Source organism: Termitidicoccus mucosus, assembly GCF_038725785.1.
Taxonomy (GTDB): Bacteria; Verrucomicrobiota; Verrucomicrobiia; order Opitutales; family Opitutaceae; genus Termitidicoccus; species Termitidicoccus mucosus.
Map to the genome: position 1 here is coordinate 161025 of NZ_CP109796.1, position 18628 is coordinate 179652.

Annotated in this window: 12 protein-coding genes; 6 read left to right on the forward strand and 6 right to left on the reverse strand. The window is 58.6% G+C overall.

Annotated features, from left to right (window positions below):
• Positions 1-113 precede the first annotated feature (113 nt).
• The gene (locus OH491_RS00525; protein WP_334319730.1) at positions 114-842 is read right to left on the reverse strand and encodes a TRAP transporter small permease subunit; all 729 of its coding nucleotides are present in this window, start codon (positions 840-842) and stop codon (positions 114-116) included.
• Positions 843-977: 135 nt separating this feature from the next.
• A complete protein-coding gene (locus OH491_RS00530) occupies positions 978-2015 on the reverse strand; it encodes a TRAP transporter substrate-binding protein (RefSeq protein WP_068772968.1) in 1038 nt (345 codons plus the stop codon).
• 408 nt (positions 2016-2423) lie between these two features.
• Here OH491_RS00530 and OH491_RS00535 point away from each other — a divergent pair, with 408 nt between their 5' ends.
• Positions 2424-2900 (forward strand): hypothetical protein, encoded by a 477-nt coding sequence (locus OH491_RS00535; protein ID WP_068772967.1) that lies wholly within the window; start codon positions 2424-2426, stop codon positions 2898-2900.
• Positions 2901-2959: 59 nt separating this feature from the next.
• On the opposite strand, the gene OH491_RS00540 is transcribed toward OH491_RS00535, so the two are convergent.
• The 3 genes from OH491_RS00540 to OH491_RS00550 all read right to left on the reverse strand — a co-directional run bounded on the left by OH491_RS00540 (position 2960) and on the right by OH491_RS00550 (position 8408).
• Complete coding sequence (locus tag OH491_RS00540; protein WP_334319729.1) at positions 2960-4363, reverse strand: McrC family protein; 1404 nt, start codon at positions 4361-4363, stop codon at positions 2960-2962.
• Positions 4317-5636 carry an McrB family protein gene (locus OH491_RS00545; RefSeq protein WP_334319728.1) on the reverse strand — a complete coding sequence of 440 codons (1320 nt, stop codon included), beginning with the start codon at positions 5634-5636 and terminating at the stop codon, positions 4317-4319. The genes OH491_RS00540 and OH491_RS00545 overlap by 47 nt, the downstream gene beginning before the upstream one ends.
• 513 nt (positions 5637-6149) lie before the next feature.
• Positions 6150-8408, reverse strand: a complete 2259-nt coding sequence (locus tag OH491_RS00550) for an AAA family ATPase (protein ID WP_068772965.1) — start codon at positions 8406-8408, stop codon at positions 6150-6152.
• Between the two features lie 139 nt (positions 8409-8547).
• Between OH491_RS00550 and OH491_RS00555 the strand changes: the two genes are divergently transcribed.
• The 5 genes from OH491_RS00555 to OH491_RS00575 all read left to right on the forward strand — a co-directional run bounded on the left by OH491_RS00555 (position 8548) and on the right by OH491_RS00575 (position 17758).
• A complete protein-coding gene (locus OH491_RS00555; protein WP_084442696.1) occupies positions 8548-9594 on the forward strand; it encodes a helix-turn-helix transcriptional regulator in 1047 nt (348 codons plus the stop codon).
• Positions 9595-9999: 405 nt separating this feature from the next.
• A complete protein-coding gene (locus OH491_RS00560; protein ID WP_068772963.1) occupies positions 10000-13269 on the forward strand; it encodes a PD-(D/E)XK nuclease family protein in 3270 nt (1089 codons plus the stop codon).
• Positions 13266-16538 carry a UvrD-helicase domain-containing protein gene (locus OH491_RS00565; RefSeq protein ID WP_068772962.1) on the forward strand — a complete coding sequence of 1091 codons (3273 nt, stop codon included), beginning with the start codon at positions 13266-13268 and terminating at the stop codon, positions 16536-16538. Before OH491_RS00560 ends, OH491_RS00565 begins: the two co-directional genes overlap by 4 nt.
• Before the next feature lie 105 nt (positions 16539-16643).
• A complete protein-coding gene (locus tag OH491_RS00570) occupies positions 16644-16739 on the forward strand; it encodes an AURKAIP1/COX24 domain-containing protein (RefSeq protein WP_084442695.1) in 96 nt (31 codons plus the stop codon).
• A gap of 233 nt (positions 16740-16972) precedes the next feature.
• On the forward strand, positions 16973-17758 hold the full coding sequence (locus OH491_RS00575; RefSeq protein WP_068772961.1) for a 3-keto-disaccharide hydrolase: 786 nt from the start codon (positions 16973-16975) through the stop codon (positions 17756-17758).
• 22 nt (positions 17759-17780) lie between these two features.
• Here OH491_RS00575 and lgt read toward each other — a convergent pair whose 3' ends face one another.
• Positions 17781-18602, reverse strand: a complete 822-nt coding sequence (gene lgt / locus OH491_RS00580; RefSeq protein WP_068772960.1) for a prolipoprotein diacylglyceryl transferase — start codon at positions 18600-18602, stop codon at positions 17781-17783.
• Between the last annotated feature and the right edge of the window lie 26 nt (positions 18603-18628).

Sequence of the window (18628 nt, forward strand, 5' to 3'; positions counted from 1 at the left end):
AAGGCGGGGGAGGAGACGGCGGCGTCGATTGGGAGCATCGGGCGCAAAGACAACCAACGGCACCCGGCGAAACAGGCCGGGCGCCGCGTCCGGCGACCCCATGCGGCTTGGCTTCAGCCTGCCGGAGCGGGCGCCGGGCTTGCGTCCGCCACGGCTTGCGGCGCGGCGGTGTTTTTTTCCTGAACCAGTTCAAAACCGCAGGCGCGGCAGATGTCCTTGGCGAGCTCGGCGGTGGATTGCAGGAGCATCAGGAACATGCCGGTTGTCATGATGATTTTGATCGGGGCCATGGGGGGCGCCCAGACGGTGCGGTTGCGCTGGCCGAATTCGAGGGCATACGCGCTGCTGGACCAGCCGCCGATGACGAGCATCACCAGATAAAAAATGAGGAACACGCTCGTGAAGGAATCCACGAGCGAGCGGCGGCGCGGCTTCCAGCGTTCATAGAGAAAATCCATGCGCACATGCGCGCCCTGCTGCATGGAAAAGCCGGCGCCGAGCAGGTAGTAGGCGGCCATGGTGAATTGGGCCATTTCCATCACCCAGATCGAAGGCTTCCCGAGGCCCTTGGAGACAACCGACCAGACCAGGATGCCGAGCATCAACACCAGCAGATACATGGCCACATGGCCGACGGCATGGTTGATTTTGTTCACGCCCTTGACGTAGGCGCCCAGCCCGCGCAGGCCGATGGCGGTCAATTCCCCCTTCTCAAAGGTGCGCCGGAGCGGGGGCGGATAGGAGAATCTGGCCCGCAACGCCTGAATGGGGTCGTAAATCTGGCCCGCGGACTCTGTTGCAAACGAGGCAAGCGGGGCGGCGGTTGATTTGGTGTCAGTCATAAGCGCGTGTGATTAAAAAAGAGGCAGGGACGACGGGAAGGCGGGGTGGCGAATGTAAGAATGTATATATAATCGCCATCCCCGCACCTCCAGTCCGGGAACGGATTGCCAGGGCATGCCGCTCCAAGGCGGCGCTCAATAGCGATACGGCCGGCCCGCTTTTGACATGAGGGTGTTGTATTCACGGAAAATTTGGACGACCTTGGCCGCGCGCGGACTGGTCTTGGCGATTTCGTCCCAGAACTTCACCGCCTCGTCCTCGACGGTTTTCCACTCGGCGTCGGGGATGGTCGTGAGTTGCAGCTTGTCGCCATCGACGCGCAGCTTCGCCTCGCCGCCCCAATACCAATACTGGCGATAATAATGCGAGCTGTCCATGCACAGCTTGAAGAGCGTCTTGAGATGATCCGGCACCGCTTCCCATGCCTTGGTGTTGGCGAAGAAGGAGCCGATCCATGCGCCGCAGATATTGTTGGTGAGGAAATAATTCGTGCCGTTCGCCCAACCCACGGTGTAATCTTCCGTGATGCCCGACCAGGCCACGCCGTCCAGCTCGCCCGTGCGCAGGGCCATTTCCACATCCTCATACGGAAGCGTCACCGGCACCACGCCGAACCGTGTCAGGAACTTGCCCGCCGTCGGGAAGGTGAAAATCTTTTTGCCCTTCAAGTCGGCCAGGCTGGTGATCGGCATTTTGGTCGCAAAATGGCAGGGGTCCCACGCGCCCGCGCTCAGCCAGGAGACGCCTTTGATCTCGGCGTAGGATTCCTCCCAGATCTTATCCAAACCGAATTGGTAGAAGAGCGTGGGCACATCCAGACTGTAACGGGTGGCGAAGGGGAAGTAGCCGCCGAACACGCGCACGTCGGCGGGCGAGGCGATGGAATCGTCGTCGCTCTGGACGGCATCGATGGTGCCCTTTTGCATGGCGCGGAAAAGCTCGCTGGTGGGCACGAGCTGGTCGGCGTAATAAAGCTCGATGACCATCTCGCCGTCGGCCGCCTTGTTGAAGGCGTCGATCGCCGGCTTTATGACATGCTCTCCCAGGGCCGGTCCGGCATAGGTTTGCAGACGCCATTTGATGGCGGTTTTTTTCGCGCCCATTATATAAGGCGCGGTGGCTGCCACCGCCACGCCGAGACCAGCTTTTTTCAGGAATTCACGTTTGTTCATATGCGTTGTCATATTGTATGCCGGATTGTATTGATTTGTGTGGGTATGCCGCTGAGTTGAATCTCATGCTTCGCGGGAAGAAACCACTGAACCCGTCGGGGTCGGCTTGGGCGCTGTTCCTGCCTTCGTCGCAGATTGCAAGTCGTGCACGTGCCGTTCAGCACACGTCGTGCCAGTAGGGTAATAAATTCAAATGCCGGGGCTCTATTAGGACTCCACGCGCCCATGTTTATCATTTCTGATATGGCCCGCATGCAGCGGTGCGGGCGGAGACTGCACATTTGTCCTGTATGCTTTGCGGCAAGGACCGGTGAACAATGAAATATCCGGAAGCGGCTGGTGATGCGCCCTTGCGCCGGGCGGACGCCACGCCAAGCTCTTCGCATCCCGTCCGAAAACGATTCCGCCATGGCCGCGCAAACCCATGCGACACTGCATCTTTTCCGTCACGCCGAGACGGCGTGGCGCGAGGTGGCGCGCCCTTGGCTGGCGAACAAGGACGGCGGGCTGCGGCGCAGCCATGTGCTGGTGCCGACACGCGGGCAGGCGCACGGGCTCAAGCAGCGCTGCCTGATGGAGGACGTGCCGCTGCTCGGCGTGGAATTCCTTTCTCCCGGTCTGGCGCGGAAAAAATGGCTGGCGCGGCTGGAGCTGGAGGGCGGGGCGGGAGGGCCGGCGCCGCGCCCGGCGATCGGGCGCGAACTGCTTCTGCTCGGGTTGCGCGTGATCATCGAGCGACGGCTGCAACCGCTTTCCCGGGATTCGCTGGAGCGCGGTTTGCTGAAAAGCCTGCAAAGCGATCCGGAACGCGCGCTGGACGATTTCGACGAACTGCTGCGCTATGAGTGCGGCGGGCGGCCCAATCCGGATGATTTTCGTCGGTAGGCAGGCCGACGTGAGTCGTTCCGACGCGCGCTGTAGCCTGCAGGACTTCCTGTGAAAATTTAGCTAATTCTTTTTCCGATTTCTTCTTGCAATCGTTTTTCCGCCTCTCCCATGTCCTTGGAAAATGCCTGAAATTTTTCGCCGGCCTCCGGTATTTTCAAACCCAGCTTGAAAATTTTCCCAGCGGTTCCTTTGATGAAGAGTTCCTTTTTGAAAAGGCCGACATCATTTCTTCTGAAAAAGTCGGCATCATGGCAAATGGGAAATAGAAAAATTCCTTTTGTTGACTGGTAGCGATACATGTAGGTGATGAGTTGGAAATAGTCATCGCGTCCATGTTCCTTGTCCTTTTGTTCCAAGTGTTTGTATTTTGCGTCGGCGACAATTCGAGGCCTGTTATTGTCCGCGGGGGTGATGAAATCCGGATAGATCTCCTGCTCGTCTTTATCATCTGTTGTTTTAAACAAATAGTCTCCGCCTTTTCCTGTTTTGTTGTTTGGATGGTCAAACCACTTCTTTAAAACCACATTCAAATACTCCTCCCACAGCCACGCGCCATCGAATAACAAACCATGGATTTTGTCCTTGTCCTCGCCGTGGGAGATTTTTTCTCGGCGCAGAATTTGCAGACAGAGTTTTTGCAAGGGGCGGTATTCGGTGAAATAGGGATGCGCGACGGGCCGCAGGTTCGCGCTGATTATTTTCTGCCGGTCGTTCCGGTTGTAGGCCGGTGTGTAATTTTCGATTTCCTGAATGTCCGCCCGCGTGTCGGGGCTGCTCGTCAGCGCGGAGCGGCCAATGTCGTTTGTGCGCAGGTGTTCGATGGTATGGCGAATAAGCTGGGTGATGGCGTTGTCGCGGCTGTGTTCACGGGTGGAGTAGGCGACCTTTCCGGCAAAGGGAATGTTGAGCCGGATGTGCCGCGTCACATCGATCGGTCCGCGAATGTTCGCGTCGTTATACCGGCGGTGTTGGTATTTCTTAAAAATCCCGTGGGAAAGCGCCCGTCGTAAAAAAGCGGGAAACAGATAGGGCAGGAAATTCTCCAGTCCTTCTTTGTCACTCTGCGTGTCGAGATTCACAACATTGATGCCGCAAACCTTTCCGAGCATGTAATGCAGGAAATAATTTTTTTTGTCACCCGGCGCAAAACGTGACGAAATTCGTAAATCCGTTTCGCCGACGCCGACAAATCCCATGATGTTGCCGGTGGTCAGTATTATGTCCTTATTCTTCTCGTGAAGTGAAAAAATCTGGTTTTCGCGCACATCGTCGCATTGACGGTCATTCCACTCACGGGGAAACACGAGCAAATTCGGGCACCCTTCCAGGGTGAGTTCATCCAAACGCACATTGGCGATTTTCTGGAGATTTGCGGCATGCGCTCTCTCACTAGAATCGAGTAGAACCCCGCAATTATTGTCCGTCGTGCGCAGCATTGTTGTCGGGTTGGCGACCGCCATCGTCGTAGGCCTTTTTGAGTTTTTCCAACTTTGCATCCGCATTCGGCATTCCTCTCAAATATTCTTTCAAAAGCGGGGCAATTTTTAATGTCCATAACTTATCGTAATTAGGCTCAATCACCACCTTGCTTTGTTCATCCTCCTTGCGAAAATAGGAACCGCCAATATGGTAAGCCGCATTCAGCTCCTCGATGTCTTCAATGGCGTTATTCAACCACTTCATGCGCGCTTTGGTGGGCCCCAGCAGCCCCATGTTGGTTGCGCTATCATCCGCCGTGATTTCCCTGAAAACAAACCGCCGCCGCATGGCGAAATCGAAACTCTCGACACTGCGGTCAATGTCGTTCATTGTGCCGATGATATAGACGTTTTTCGGGACAAAGAAGCCGTCTTTGAACTTATCTCCGTCCTGAATCAGGTTTGCATACTGCGTCTGGACCTTGCCCTTTTCTCCGCGATACCCCCGGTCGATCGCGAAAAACAATTCGCCGAAAATCTTCGAGATTTCGCCACGGTTGATTTCGTCTATGATAAAGACAAACTTTTCATCTGATTTGTCATCTGATTTGTCATCTGATTTGGATAAGGCATCTTTGCAAAATTGCTTAAAAATACCGTTTTTTAAATCAAAGCCGACATGACCGTTTTCGTTCTTCGGGCGCAATCCCTCCACAAAATCCGTGTAATCGTAGGATGGATGGAATTGAACGAAACCCAAGCGCCGGTCGTTGTCTGGCAGTTTGTCATCATTGCCAAGTATCAACTTGGCGGCAACTTGTTTTGCCAAAAAAGTTTTACCCGTCCCCGGCGCACCGGTCAGGATGATGTTGTGGTTTGCGGCGAGCAGGGACGTGATTTCATTTAGCATGGCATTTTGGTTGTTTTTTAAAATTTCTTCCTCAATTTGACGTTGCACTTCGCCTTTACCGATTCGCACACAACCTTTCTGCTCTTTATATTCTATGACATTCGCTGGCGGAAGGTCGTACCATTTAACCTCATAATAATAGATCTGTTTCAAATTTTTTTCGGGTATTTTTCCAATAAATTGAGCCTTTAACGCATCATTTAGAGGTTGGCCTTTTGCTTCGCCAATAATTCCTATCGCGAATATCTTATATCCGTTTGCAAATGCGACTCTGTCATTGGGTTGGGGCTGAAATTCTTCTGGATCGAAAATGGCGATGTGATATTCCTTGAGTACATTATCATGGGGCGAAAGGTCTTCTCCATCAGGGCCTTTCCAATTACAACCTGTTTTATAATAATTCATGATACCGATTTTCATTATTGTTCATTTAATTTGAAGACACGCCCTAGAAATTTCTGAAAACTCGAAAGAGCGTTATGCTTTGATTCTTTCCTTCCGGCAACCAGTCCACTCTGTTTTTGTGAGCAAGGTCGTCAGGGATGTGTGTTTGGGATCATTGTGAGCGATGACGCTGAAGGCTAAGGACTCACGTTGCGTTGTTTTGGCATCGTCGGGAGCTCCGACGATTTGATAGTGTCTCGACGCAAGGTGTTCAGTTTGCCAGCGAAATCTTTCGCGAGGTTTTGCTGTCCGTAAAAATCCAGTCTTTGCAAAGGCAATCATAGTTCGTGGAAGTTTCCACCATAGGAATAAGGCATGTTGGGATGCAATAGTTTTCATTTAAGAGGGGAAAATTTTTGGTGTCTGGCGTTTTGTCATATCTTTTGAACGTGCGGGAAATGGCGTTTCTACCGCCTGCACCGGGGCAAAGGCGACGCGCGTCGCGGTCGCGCGCGGATGTGGTTGCATGGCGATTCACGAGCGGCTTCCGACCGTGCCGAAGCCGATGCGGCGGGCGGCGGAGCCGGTCTGTTTTTTGGCGTTGCTTTCGGTTTCGAGCGCCGCGAGGCGGTCGTTGTTGGTGATATCGCCGCCGAGATAATACAAACCCTGGCGCGCGGTGCGGAAATCGCCGGGGGCGAGGTTGGGGATGGCCTCAAGGCGCGCCGCCTCGCCGGCGGTGAGCGGCGAGGAAAACATGCGCTCGAAGAAAAGTTCTTTCCCGGGGGAATCGAGATAGTCGAATTCCAGCTTGAAGGTAAAACGGCGGATGGCGGCGGGATCGAGATTTTGGGAGAAATTGGTGGCGGCGACGAGGATGCCGCCGAAATTTTCCATCTGCTGGAGGAGTTCGTTGACTTGCGTGACTTCCCAACTGCGGTTTGAGCGCTCGCGGTTTTGCAGGAGACCGTCTATTTCGTCGAGGAAGAGTATATATTTGCCGGCGCCGGCCTCGCGGAAGGCGGCGGCGATGTTCTGCTCGGTGCCGCCGACCCACTTTGAAAGCAAATCGCTGCCCATCCTGACGACAATTTTTGTGTCGAGTGTTTTGCCGAGATGCTTGACGAACTCGGTTTTGCCGGTGCCCGGAGGGCCGGAGAGGAGGACGTTCATGCGCGGGCGGTCGGGCGAGGCGGGCGCGGGTTCGGACTGGAAGCGGCGGAAGGCGGCGATGATGCGGTCGAGTTTGACGGCGCTTTTTATATTCAGGCCGTCGAGTGTGTAATCCTTCGCCGGGAGCAGGGCGGTGTTCGCGGATTTGATATCCAGCAATTCGCAATGCGGGACAATCAGTTTTTCGACCAGCACGGGAGCCTCGTTTTTTTCAGGGGCGAGGGCGGCGATATTTTGCAGCACGAGCGAGACGCCGCCGGCACTGGTTTCGTAGTCGCCGGCGAATTTTTCGAGCGCGATGTCGTCGAATAGATTCTCCAATTTGTGTTTCCGGACATTGTTTTTCCAAATCGCGAGACGCTGGACGTCGTTTAGCTTGTCAAAGCGGATGGAATAATCGAAGCGGCGGCGGTTCGATTCGTCGAGCTCGCCGGAGGGAGTGTTTGTAATCCACACGACGGTTGCCTTTATGGTGTCGAGCACGGCGTTGAGACGCCCCTTGTCGCCGGCACCGGACTGGGCGGAATCGGAAAATATTCCAAGCAAGCCGCCGGAGCCGGCGCGGCGGAGCATGTCGTCGGCCTCGTCGACAATTATTATTCCGCGCCCGGCACGGATGCGACTGGCGCAGAGTTGGAGCGCGCCGAAGCGGAAGGCGGTGTGGCTGACGTGGCCGCCATCCCGGTCGGTTTTGCCTTGGGCGATTTCGTGGCACTCCATGTTTAATTCGCGGGCGAGGCTGCGGGCGAAGCTGGTTTTGCCCGTGCCCGGCTCTCCGTGGAGTAGGATGTTGAGTCCGCGCTCCGGCGCGCGGGCGAGAACGAGGCGTTTCAGGAGGGCGCCGTGTTTTTCAGCAAGCTCGCCGTAAAAATCCCACGGCAGGGTTTCGCCGTCGTGTTTGGCATAAAAGTGGCTGGCAAGCGGGTTGTTGTCGGCACCGACAAGAAAACCGTGGAGCACGGAGTTGAAATCAAAATCGCGGTCAATGCAGCCATAGCGTTGCAATTTTGCGTCGGGAGAGAGAATGTGGCGAACTTCGTGGATGCCATGGTCGAGGCATTGGGCGATAAAATTTATTTTTCTACGGGGGGCGATGGACCGGGGGCAAGCCTCTGGCAGGGCAAGGAAGTTGTCGTTGATAAAATAAAGCACGAGCAGGGTGTCGCGCTCCATCTCGGAGAGAAGAAGCGTGGCCTGCAATTCCTCCAGACGATGCTCAAAAATGTCTTTTTCACGCACGGTGGCAGCGGGCGTGTCGAGCAAGTTTAATATGATGCTCCGCATTTTGTCATGGCTCAGGCTGTTCCACGTTTCCTGAAAGAAGCCCGTCAGATGCTGGCGCAGATATTTTTTCGAGGCACCGGTGTCATGACCCGTTGCATCCGCCTCGGCGGGATAGAGCGTTTCCAGGAGGATGTCAGCGTGGAGTGCGCGTAATTCATCCCCGGAAAATGCGGCCTTGAAGTGACGCACCACGTCCGTCCACGCGACGGCGTCACGCAGTGGATTGAAGGCATCATCGTCAGTAATTTTGTCGTTATGGTTGCGGATGAAGTTGCGGAAAAATTCGATGGACTTCAATTTGATGAATTCGTTTTTTTCGAACTGGTAGGTGCTCATGTGAAGGGAAGTTTATACAAGTTGCGGATGGCCGGTTTGCGACGCTGGTCGGGTCGGGACGGCATATGAAATTTACGCCAGTTGGTTATAGCAAATTTGATTGGACAAAGACTGTCCAGGGTGAGAAAAATGCGTTTTTATGAAAAAAAATCCTATCAGACGGGATGTGCCGGGGAAGCCGGTGCCGGCACCGGCGGAGGAGCGGGAATTGCGGTCGCGCCCGCCGATGAGGCGGATGATGGAAATTCACGGGCGGTTGCAGGCGGGGCGGTTTCCGAACGCGCCGGCACTGGCCCGGGAGCTGGAGGTGTCGGAAAAAACCGTGCGGCGCGATTTGGAATACATGCGCGATTCGCTGGGGCTGCCTGTGGAGTATGACGGGGCGCGGCGGGGGTTTTATTATTCGGGGACGGTGGAGAGTTTTCCGCTGGTGAAAATCAGCGAGGGGGAGTTGCTGGGGCTGTTGGTGGCGCGGCAGGCGGCGGAGGCGTTTCGAGGGACGCCGTTCGCGGGGACGATTGAGGGCGCGCTGAAAAAGCTCGCGGCGGGACTGACGGACGAGGTGAGCGTGCGCGCGGAGGATTTGGGCGCGGCGATTTCGTTTCGCAACAAGGGCGCGACGCGGATGGACGCGGATTTTTTGCGCACGAGCGCGGTGGCGGCGCAGGCGGTGCTGGCGCGTGAGGAACTGGAGTTTTTATATATAAAACCGCTGGCGCGCGAGGCGGCGCGGCGGCGTGTGCAACCGTATCATTTGGCGTGCCTGCATGGACTGTGGTATCTCGTCGGCTGGGATTTGGCGCGGGAGGGCTGGCGGATGTTCGGGGTGACGCGGATGCGCGAGGCGAGGGCGACAGGGAAAGGTTTTGGGCGAAAATCCGATTTTTCCCCGGAGAAATTTTTCGGAGGGAGTTTCGGACTGTGGAAGAGCGGGAGGGAGACGCGGGTGCGCGTGCATTTCGACGCTTATACGAGCGCGCTGGCGCGGGAACGCTTTTGGCATGAGTCGCAGGAGATTTTCGAGCAAAAGGACGGAACGCTGGAAATGGAGTTGACCGTGGGCGGCCTCGATGAGGCGGCGGCATGGGTGCTCGGCTTCGCGGGCGGGGCGCGGGCGGTGAGGCCGGCGGGCTTTGTGGAGGCGGTGCGCGCGGCGGCAAAGCGGGTGGCGGAGGCGCACGAGTGAGCGCACAGATGCGACGGCGGGCGGGGCCGCGCCAGTGCACGGTGCTCCGGTGGCCCGCCTCCAGAGACCACTTCCCGCTCCGCCAAAACCGAATTTTTTCACCCGCAAAACATACCTGCATCCATCTTTGCCACCGGTCCGGACGGAAGCATCTCCCTTTGCCCCGCGTGGAACTTCGCGGATATCTTGCGAATTACCCCCGAGCGCTCTCCGCAAAAAACGTCTCTTCATCCCTCCCAAAAATGCCCGGAAAAACCAAAATCTTCGCCAACTATTTCGCCCGAAATCCCGTCAACCCTTCCGCTCAAAAAAAACTCTGCCCACCAATCCGCATGCCCTGCAGCCGAATCAGCGCTGCTTCGCCAAGTCAACCGTATCGCCTCCGAAGCTTCCTAATGAAAAACAATGAAACTCGAATTTCTCCCGCCTGAAGAAGGAAAACCACTTGTCCGCGCCGTCGCCGACTGGCTTTGGAAAAAACGCGTTTCGTCTGCCGGCGCCAGTGCCGCTGCGCTCGACCATTTGCTTGTTGCCGTTCCAACGCGGCAGGCGGGGCGGCGACTGGCGTTTGCGCTCGTTGAAAAGGCGCGCGCCGGCGTCGGCACGGGTGCTTGTATTCCACCGGTTTTCAAGACACCGTCCGCGCTTCTTTCACCGGAGGAAAATCCCGCTGAAAACAAAAACGCCAGCGACGCCGATGTTGTCGCCGCCCGCGCCGCCACTTCCGCTGAAAGCAACGCGCTTCTCGCCTCGCTGCTCGCGTCGGGGGGGGCACTCACGTGCGAAAATTTTTCCGCAATTTTTCCGCAAAAAGCCGATGGCGGTATTGCTGAACTTTCGTTTTCCGCCGCGCTCGGCGTCGCCCGCCAACTCCACGATCTCTGGGGCATCCTCGCCGACGGTGCGCTCAACTTCACCGCCGTTTCCGAAAAACTTCCGCCCGACCACGCCGACGCCGTCCGCTGGCGCGAACTCGCCTCGCTCGAAAAAATCTTCCTCGAAAAACTCGCCGCTCACAATCTCCGCCACGCCGACGCCTCGCTCGCCGACATCATCAAAAACCCAAAACTGCCCGACGACTGCCTCAATGCCGTCGGCGCCTCCATCAACGAAATTGTCCTCGCCGCGCATCCGGGCGCCACGCCCGCGCTTTGTGGTTTTCTCAAAAATCTCGCCGAAAAAACCGGCGTCAAATTCACCATTCTCGTCCACGCGTGCGAAAATGAGCGCGGATTTTTCGATGAATTTGGCCGTCCGAAAAAATTCACCGCCGTCACCGAAACACGACCGCTCGGCTCAGCCGCGCACAAACTCCCACTCGACGACGAGCAACAAATCGAACTCGCCGCCGACGCCGAACACCAGGCCCGTGCCGCTGCCAACTTCGTCGCCGCATGCATCAGCGGCACCGGCGCCGGCAAAAAAAAATCCGTCGCGCTCGGCAACGCCGACGCCGAAATATTCAACCACCTCGCCGCCGCCTTTCTCGCGCGCGGCGTGACACTCCGCAACCCCGCGAGCTTCCCCGTGCGCGCCACCGCTCTCGGCCGCCTCGCCGCGCAGGCCGTTGAACTCTGCCATCTCCGCGAAAACACCCCGGCCGAAATCCTCTCGGCCTTCCTGCGCGGCGCCGACGTCCGCACCTGGCTCGCCGGAAAAAACATCCGCGTCTCCGCCGTGCTCGGCGAGTTTGACAAACTCCAAAACGACCACCTCCCGCGCACCTTCGCCGGCGTGTCAAGATATGCCGCGCTCGCCGCCGTGCGCCGCGCCGCCGAAGAACAAAAACTTTCCTCGCTCGCATCCGCCCTCGAAGCAATCCGAGCCCTCACCGGCGTCGGCGCCGCGCTGCCAGCGCGCGTGGGAAAATTTCTCGCCGAAATTTTCGCCAACTTTTCCCCCGACGAAAAAATCCCCGGCCACCGCGAACTCGCCGCCGCGGCGGCGGAAGTTTCCGAAATTTTCAAAGAATTTTCCGACTCAAAACTCCTTCGCGAAATCATCACCGGCACCGGTGCCGCCGCGCAAAACGGCACGCGCGTCCCGCCTGCAAAAATTGCCGGAGCCGCCGGCGCCGAAGAAGAGGAACGCGCCGCCGCGCTCCTCAAAACGCTCCTCGAAAAAACCGCGTTTTCCCTCGAACCCGACGCCCCCAACACCCTCGCCGTCGAGGGCTGGGTCGAACTCGCGTGGGCGCCCGAAGACGCGCTCGTCATCACCGGCCTCAACGAGGGCTGCGTCCCCGAAACCGTCACCGCGCACGCCTTCCTGCCCGACTCGCTCCGTTCCGCTCTCGACCTCCCGTGCAACGAGACCCGCCTCGCGCGCGACTGGCTCCTCCTCCGCTCCATGCTCGCTCCGCGCGCGCCGGAAGATGTCCGCCTCCTCCTCGCGCGCGTGAACACCCGCGCCGACGCCCTCAAACCCTCGCGCATCCTCTTCACAGGGACCGGTGACGGCGCCGCCGCCGACAAAATTTTCGCCGCCCGCGCCGCCAGACTTTTCAAAGACGCCGACTCCCCCGCGCCCGCCCCCGCCCGTTCGCTTCCCCCCGCTTGGCGCCTGAACCTCCCGCTTCCCGGCACGGGTGACGCCGCCGGCTTCTTTGAATCGAGCTCCGAAAAATCCAAACATGGCCTCCCCTGCGTCAGTGTCACCGCGCTCAAGGATTACATTGCGTGCCCCTTCGCGTTTTTCCTGAAACACGTTTTGAAAATGGAAGCGGTTGACTACCGCGCCGCCGAACTCGACGAACTCGCCTTCGGCAGTATCGCGCACGAAGTGCTCGAAGCGTTCGCGAAATCTCCCGCCGCCAGTGCCGGCGACGCCGAGAAAATCGCCGGCTTTCTCCACGAAAAAACCGACGCGCTTTTCGCGGAAAAATTTGGCGCGGAACTCACCGCCGTTCTCCAGCTCCAGCGCGGGGAATTGAAAAAACGCCTCGGCTTTTTCGCCCGACAACAGGCCGGTGCCGTTGCCGGCGGCTGGGCAATCGTCGCCGCCGAGCGGCATTTCACGCTCCCGTTTTCCGCGCACGGTTTTGAAATCCACGGAAAAGTTGACCGCGTTGACCGCAACAAAAACACCGGCGAGTTTCGCATTCTCGATTACAAAACGTGGAACAAAAAGAAAGACGCCGACGAGGATGTTTACGACACAAGCAAGATCGCGCTTGCCTACGCTGACGAGCGCCGATGCCCCAGTTTCGTTGTGTCGCCGGCCAAACCCAAAGGAAAATCGAAATCCGCCGCATGGTCCGACCTCCAGCTTCCCCTCTACCTTCGCGCCGCGCAAACGGGCGCATTGCTCGAAGACGCCGGCGCAGGCGGCATTGGCGCGCGAATTGTCCCCGTAGGAGCGATCGTCTCCTGCGCGCACTTTGCGCTCGGTCGTTCGGAAGAAGATTCCGGTTTGAGCGACTATGACCAGCGCGTTTTCGACGACCCCTCGGTTGACGGCACGCTTGATGTCATTCTTTCGCGCATCGCTGCCGGAATTTTTTGGCCGCCGTTGAAACGAAAATATCCGCCGCTTGAAAATTTCAAGCCGCTCTTTCTCGGCCTTTCCGAAGAGGAAATTGCCGCGGGCATCAGCGAACCGTGGGTCGCCGATCAGGAACAACGCATCGCAATCTGGGACGCCGCGCGCGCCGCGAACAAGGAGGAACAAAAATGAAAGACAATCACTTCATTAGCGCATCAGCCGGCACCGGGAAAACCTACGCGCTCACCACGCGCATCATCCGCCTGCTTTTGCTCGGCATTGATCCGGCTTCCGTCGCCGCGCTCACATTCACGCGCGCCGCCGCCGGTGAAATTTTCAACAAACTCGCCGGGCGCCTCGCCGCAGGCGCCGCTGACAACGGCAACGCCGCCGAAAAACTCTCCAGGGAAATTTTCACCAGTCTTCCGAAATGGCAGGATGACATCATTCGCAAAAACCACGGCGCGCCGCTGGCGCCGGCTGTTTTTGCGGAAACCCTTCGCAAACTTGTCGCCACGCAGCACCAAAGTTTTATCGGCACGCTCGACAGTTTCATGTGGCGCATGGTCCGCATTTTTCCGCTCGAACTCGGATTCACCGCCGCCGAGCTGCGCCTGATGGACGCCCACGAAAGCGAGCAGGCCGGTGCCGCCGCCGTCGCCCAAATTCTCAACGCCACTCCGCGCGACGCCGATGAGTTTTTCGAGGATTTTCGCGCCGCCACACAGGGCGATGGAGGCAAAACTTTCTTCGGCGAACTTGCCGAATTCGTCAAACGCTGGCACCGGCACCGGCTTGATTTTCCCAATGAACCAAGTTGGGGCGACGCGTGCGCGATTTGGGGCGCGGCGGGAATGCCGTTCGCGAAAAACGCCGACGCCATCGCCGCCTTTGAAACCGCTGTCGCCAACGCCCCCGAATTTGCCGACCGCCGAGAATCTTTCCTCTCGGTTTGCAAATTCGCCCGTGAATTCAACGGCACGTTTGACGCGCCCACGCCGTTGAAAAACATGCTCGAAAATTGGACGCCCGCCGGCGCCATCGGGGAATTCAATTGCGACAGGAAAAAAACAAACTTCTCCTCCAAACAGCAGGCCGCCGGGCACGCGCTCCTCTCGCACCTCCTCGCCACCGCCCTCGAAATCCGCCTCAAACACACCGCCGGTCTCTTCCGTCTCATGACGCGCTACGAGGCCGCCTACGCCGGCACCGCGCGCGACCACGGGCGCCTCGTTTTCGACGACATCCCGCGCAAACTCGCGACCCTCGGCGACACCGAGCGCGACCTGCTGGCGTTCCGCCTCGACTCGCAAATCCGCCACTGGCTCCTCGACGAATTTCAGGACACCTCGCGCGCCCAATGGAACGAAAAAGTCAACCGCCCGCTCGTTCGCGAGGCGCTTCAGGAAAACGAGGACAACGACAAAAACTGGCGCTCCGTTTTCGTCGTCGGCGACGCCAAACAATCCATCTACGGCTGGCGCGGCGGCGATGTCGCCATTTTCAACGAGGAAAAAGAACGCCCCGAATACACGCGCGGCTCGCTCACCGAATCCTACCGCTTTGGCGAAACAATCGTCGAAACCGTCAACACCGTTTTCACCCCCACCGCAATCCAGGCATATCTCGCCGGCGGCGACGCCGCTGCCGGTGCAGCCGAACGCTGGGGAAAAATTTGGGAGGAGCATTCCGCCGCCCCGAAAAAAGACGGCACGCCCGGGGACTCCGGCCAAGTCGTCCTTACCACTTTCCAAAAAGACGCAGCCTCCGAGCGAGACGAGATTGATGTGTGCGCCGACAACATTATCGCCGAACTCGACCGCACCAAACCATGGGATAAAAATCTGGAAGACGGCACCGCCATTCTCGTTCGCACAAACGACGAGGGGAAAAAACTCGCCGAAAAACTTTCCGCCCGCGGCATCCGCGTCGCATGGGAAGGCGAAAGCGCCATCGGAGACTGCCCCGTTGTCGCCGCGCTCCTCAACCTCGTCAGGCTTTCCGCGCATCCCTCGGACAAATTCGCGAAACGGCACCTCGCGGCCACGCCGCTCGTAAAAGCCGAAGCCGGTGCGGCCGCTATCGCGGAAGAATTTTCCCTCAACAACGCCCGGCTCGGACTCGCGGGTGCGCTGCGTAAAATCATCGAGGAAAACAGCGGCAGCTTCGTCGCGATGGCCGGTGCCGCTGACAAATTCACACGCGCGCGCCTCGATGCGCTCCTCCTCGCTGCCGCGCAATTCGAGGCCGGTGCTGGAGCCGACACGCATCCCGACGATTTCGCCGCGTTTGTCGAGGCCAGCCGCCGCCGTGATTTCGCCGACCCTACCGTCGTCAAAATTTTGACGGTTCACCGCAGCAAGGGTCTCGGCTTCGACTACGTCATCGTGCCGTTTTTCGAGGATGAAGGCATTGACAGCGTAAGCAACCCGAAGTCGCCCATCATTGCCGATGATTGGATTTTGGAAAATCCGGGCAAAAACGTCACCGGTGCCGACTCCGTTCTCGGCAGTGCCGATGACAACATGCGCCGAGGAAAAATTCTCGAAAACCTCTGCCTCTACTATGTCGCGATGACGCGCGCCAAAAAATACCTCTCCATCCACGCCAAAAACGCCATGAATAAGGATGGCAAGGTGAGTGGCACAAAATATTTTTCCACTCATCTCATTAACCGGCTAGGCGGCATCGCCTCCGCCGAATTGACCGTCTTCACCGGCACCGGCAAAACGGAAACTCCCGCGAATGAAAAAAACGCCGGTGACGCTGAAAAAATCGAATTGCCGGCGGTGCCGAAACGGAAAACGCCGTCGGCGACCGCGAAGTTTTTCACACGAGAAATTTTCTTCGACGGCACGGAGAAAAAAAACGCCGGTGCCGCCGAAAACGTTTCCGCCGAAACCGGCGCCGAGCGCGGCGACCGTTTGCACAAGGAACTGCAAAAAATCGAATGGTTCACTACCACCGGCATCATGGGAGCGACAGGGACCGGCCCATCGTCAACTTCTGCCGCCGGCCTCGGCGCGTGCGCGTTTTCAGAGGAGATTTTGAAATTGTTCGCGAAGGAAACGGAGTTCAGCCGCGCGTTCGAAAAACCGGACGATGCCGCTGGTGAAGTGGTTTTGTGGCGCGAAAAATCATTTGAGGTTTTTATTCCGGTGGACGAAAACGCCGGTGAGAAAAAATCCGCCGGCGAATGGCTTTCGGGTCGTTTTGACAGAGTCGTTTTCACCGGCTCCTACTCCGCGCGGCGCGCAGTAATTTTCGATTTCAAGACAAATGCGAAGCTCGAAGGGGAGGGCGACGCCGCTTTCGCGAAGCGCATGGTGGAACATTACGCGCCGCAGATGGCGCTCTACCGAAAAGCGGTGCAGGCGCTTTGTGGTCTGGGCGCGGATGCCGTTTCGTCAGTGCTTCTGCTCACCGAAACCGCCGCCGTCGTGCCGGTGCCGGCGGCATGACGGTGTGCGGCAGGTGGACGTGTTTTCAGATGCATTCAAAAAACACTTTACAGCGGGCGAACAGACCGGCACCTTTGCCACTTTTCCAAACATCCGAACACCACCATGGGTAACCTTAAGAAGAAACGCCGCCTGAAAATGTCGAAGCATAAGCGCCGCAAGCGCCTCAAAGCCAATCGCCATAAGAAGCGCACTTGGTAGTGCTTGACGGCAGGCGGGTTGCCCGTCGGGCCGCAATCAATTTCCATCCAGCCCGCTCCTTTTGGGGAGCGGGTTTTATGTTTGCGGAGGCATGCCTTGTTTTCGTGGACTCGGTGCGGCTTTGGCCGCGCAGTCCGCAGGCATGCGATGAATAGAAATGTCCGCCTCGCGAGGGTTTCGGGACTGGATTAACGACGGACGCATGTCATATTTGCCCGATTGGTTTCATTTTCATGCACATCCGATTCCTCGCCCCGTTGGTACTCACCGCAACCGCCGTCTTCGCCCAGACGAACCCGGCTTCGAATCTGCCGCCGCCCTCGGCCACCGAACAGTGGGAGCCGGTGCCGCCGGTGGTGAGCGCTCCCGCGGGCGGCGTGCCAAGCGACGCGGTGGTGCTTTTCGACGGCGCCGGCCTCGACGCCTGGGACTCCACCAGCGCGAAGGAGCCGCGCCCGCTCTGGGCGGTCAGGGACGGCGTGCTCACGCCCGTGGACAAGACCGGCAGCCTGCGCACCAAACAGGCGTTTGGCGACGTGCAGATGCACCTTGAATTTCGCTCGCCGGTCAACCCGCTCAAAAGCGGGCAGCAACGCGGCAACAGCGGCGTCCTTTTCATGGGACTCTATGAGTTGCAGGTGCTCGATTCCCATGACAACCCGACCTATGTGAACGGGCAGGCCGCCTCCATCTACAAACAGCACCCGCCACTGGTGAACGCCTCACGCCAGCCGGGCGAATGGCAGGTGTATGACGCGGTGTTTGTCGCCCCCCGTTTCGGCGCCGACGGCACGCTGCTCTCGCCCGCGCGCATGACCGTTTTCCACAACGGTGTGCTGGTGCAGCACGACACGGTGCTGCTCGGTGCCACGGAGTATCGTGGCGCTCCCTCCTACAAGCCCCATGCCGCGAAGCTGCCGCTCGTGCTGCAAAACCACCCCGTCGATCGCCCGTCGTTCCGCAACATCTGGGTGCGTGAAATTTCGCTGCCGGAGGCGTCTCCCGCCGCGAAACAGTGATACCGGCGCCCGGAGGGGGCAGTCAACCGGGCGACTTGCGCGACTTCGCCGCGTAGGCGACCAGCGCCACGCCGGCGATGAGCACGAAGAGCGAGTAAAACGTGCCGCGGCTCAGCCCCGCGATGAGCTGCACATCGCGGTCGGGCTCGCGGAAAAGTTCGCACACGCAGCGGGCAAGGGCATAGGTGACAAAAAACTCGCCGGTGATGCGGCCGGTCTGCGCGCGGATGACGTCGGTGCGCCAGATGCGCCACTGCATGAAGGCGAACAGCACCGCGCCCTCGAGCACGGCTTCGTAGAGCTGCGAGGGATGGCGCGGGATGCCGTCCCCTGCCTGGGGAAAAATCATGCACCACCAGTAAGAACCGGGTTTGCCCCAAAGCTCGCCGTTGATGAAATTGGCGACGCGCCCGAGCATGAGCCCGAGCGGAGCGGTGGTGACGATCAGGTCGCCCAGGTGCAGCGCGGGGATTTTGTGGATGCGCGCGAAGAGCAGGATCGCGAGCGCGACGCCGATGAACCCACCATGGCTCGCCATGCCGCCGTCCCAAAGGCGGAAGAACGCCAGCGGATCGCGCAGGAGTTCCCCGGGATGATAAAGCAGAAAGGAGCCGAGCCGCCCGCCCAACATCACGCCGATGATGATATAGAGGATGAAATCCCACGCCTTCGCCGCGGGGAGCCGCGAGCGCCCGGCGCGGGCGTAGCGCACGAGCAACCATACCGCGGCGACGAAGCTGGCGACGTAGGCGAGACCATACCAGCGGACGCCAACGTTTTCAGAGAAGCGCAGAAAGGGAACAAATGGGCTGAGATTGTGCGTCCAGTAGGCGAGAGGTGTCATGGGGCGGAAGGGCGGCGATGGTATGA

Coding starts and splice junctions, on each gene's coding strand:
- OH491_RS00525 (WP_334319730.1), bottom strand. CDS start 842: ATGACTGACACCAAATCAACCGCCGCCCCGCTTGCCTCGTTTGCAACA.
- OH491_RS00530 (WP_068772968.1), bottom strand. CDS start 2,015: ATGAACAAACGTGAATTCCTGAAAAAAGCTGGTCTCGGCGTGGCGGTG.
- OH491_RS00535 (WP_068772967.1), top strand. CDS start 2,424: ATGGCCGCGCAAACCCATGCGACACTGCATCTTTTCCGTCACGCCGAG.
- OH491_RS00540 (WP_334319729.1), bottom strand. CDS start 4,363: ATGGCGGTCGCCAACCCGACAACAATGCTGCGCACGACGGACAATAAT.
- OH491_RS00545 (WP_334319728.1), bottom strand. CDS start 5,636: ATGAATTATTATAAAACAGGTTGTAATTGGAAAGGCCCTGATGGAGAA.
- OH491_RS00550 (WP_068772965.1), bottom strand. CDS start 8,408: ATGAGCACCTACCAGTTCGAAAAAAACGAATTCATCAAATTGAAGTCC.
- OH491_RS00555 (WP_084442696.1), top strand. CDS start 8,548: ATGAAAAAAAATCCTATCAGACGGGATGTGCCGGGGAAGCCGGTGCCG.
- OH491_RS00560 (WP_068772963.1), top strand. CDS start 10,000: ATGAAACTCGAATTTCTCCCGCCTGAAGAAGGAAAACCACTTGTCCGC.
- OH491_RS00565 (WP_068772962.1), top strand. CDS start 13,266: ATGAAAGACAATCACTTCATTAGCGCATCAGCCGGCACCGGGAAAACC.
- OH491_RS00570 (WP_084442695.1), top strand. CDS start 16,644: ATGGGTAACCTTAAGAAGAAACGCCGCCTGAAAATGTCGAAGCATAAG.
- OH491_RS00575 (WP_068772961.1), top strand. CDS start 16,973: ATGCACATCCGATTCCTCGCCCCGTTGGTACTCACCGCAACCGCCGTC.
- lgt (WP_068772960.1), bottom strand. CDS start 18,602: ATGACACCTCTCGCCTACTGGACGCACAATCTCAGCCCATTTGTTCCC.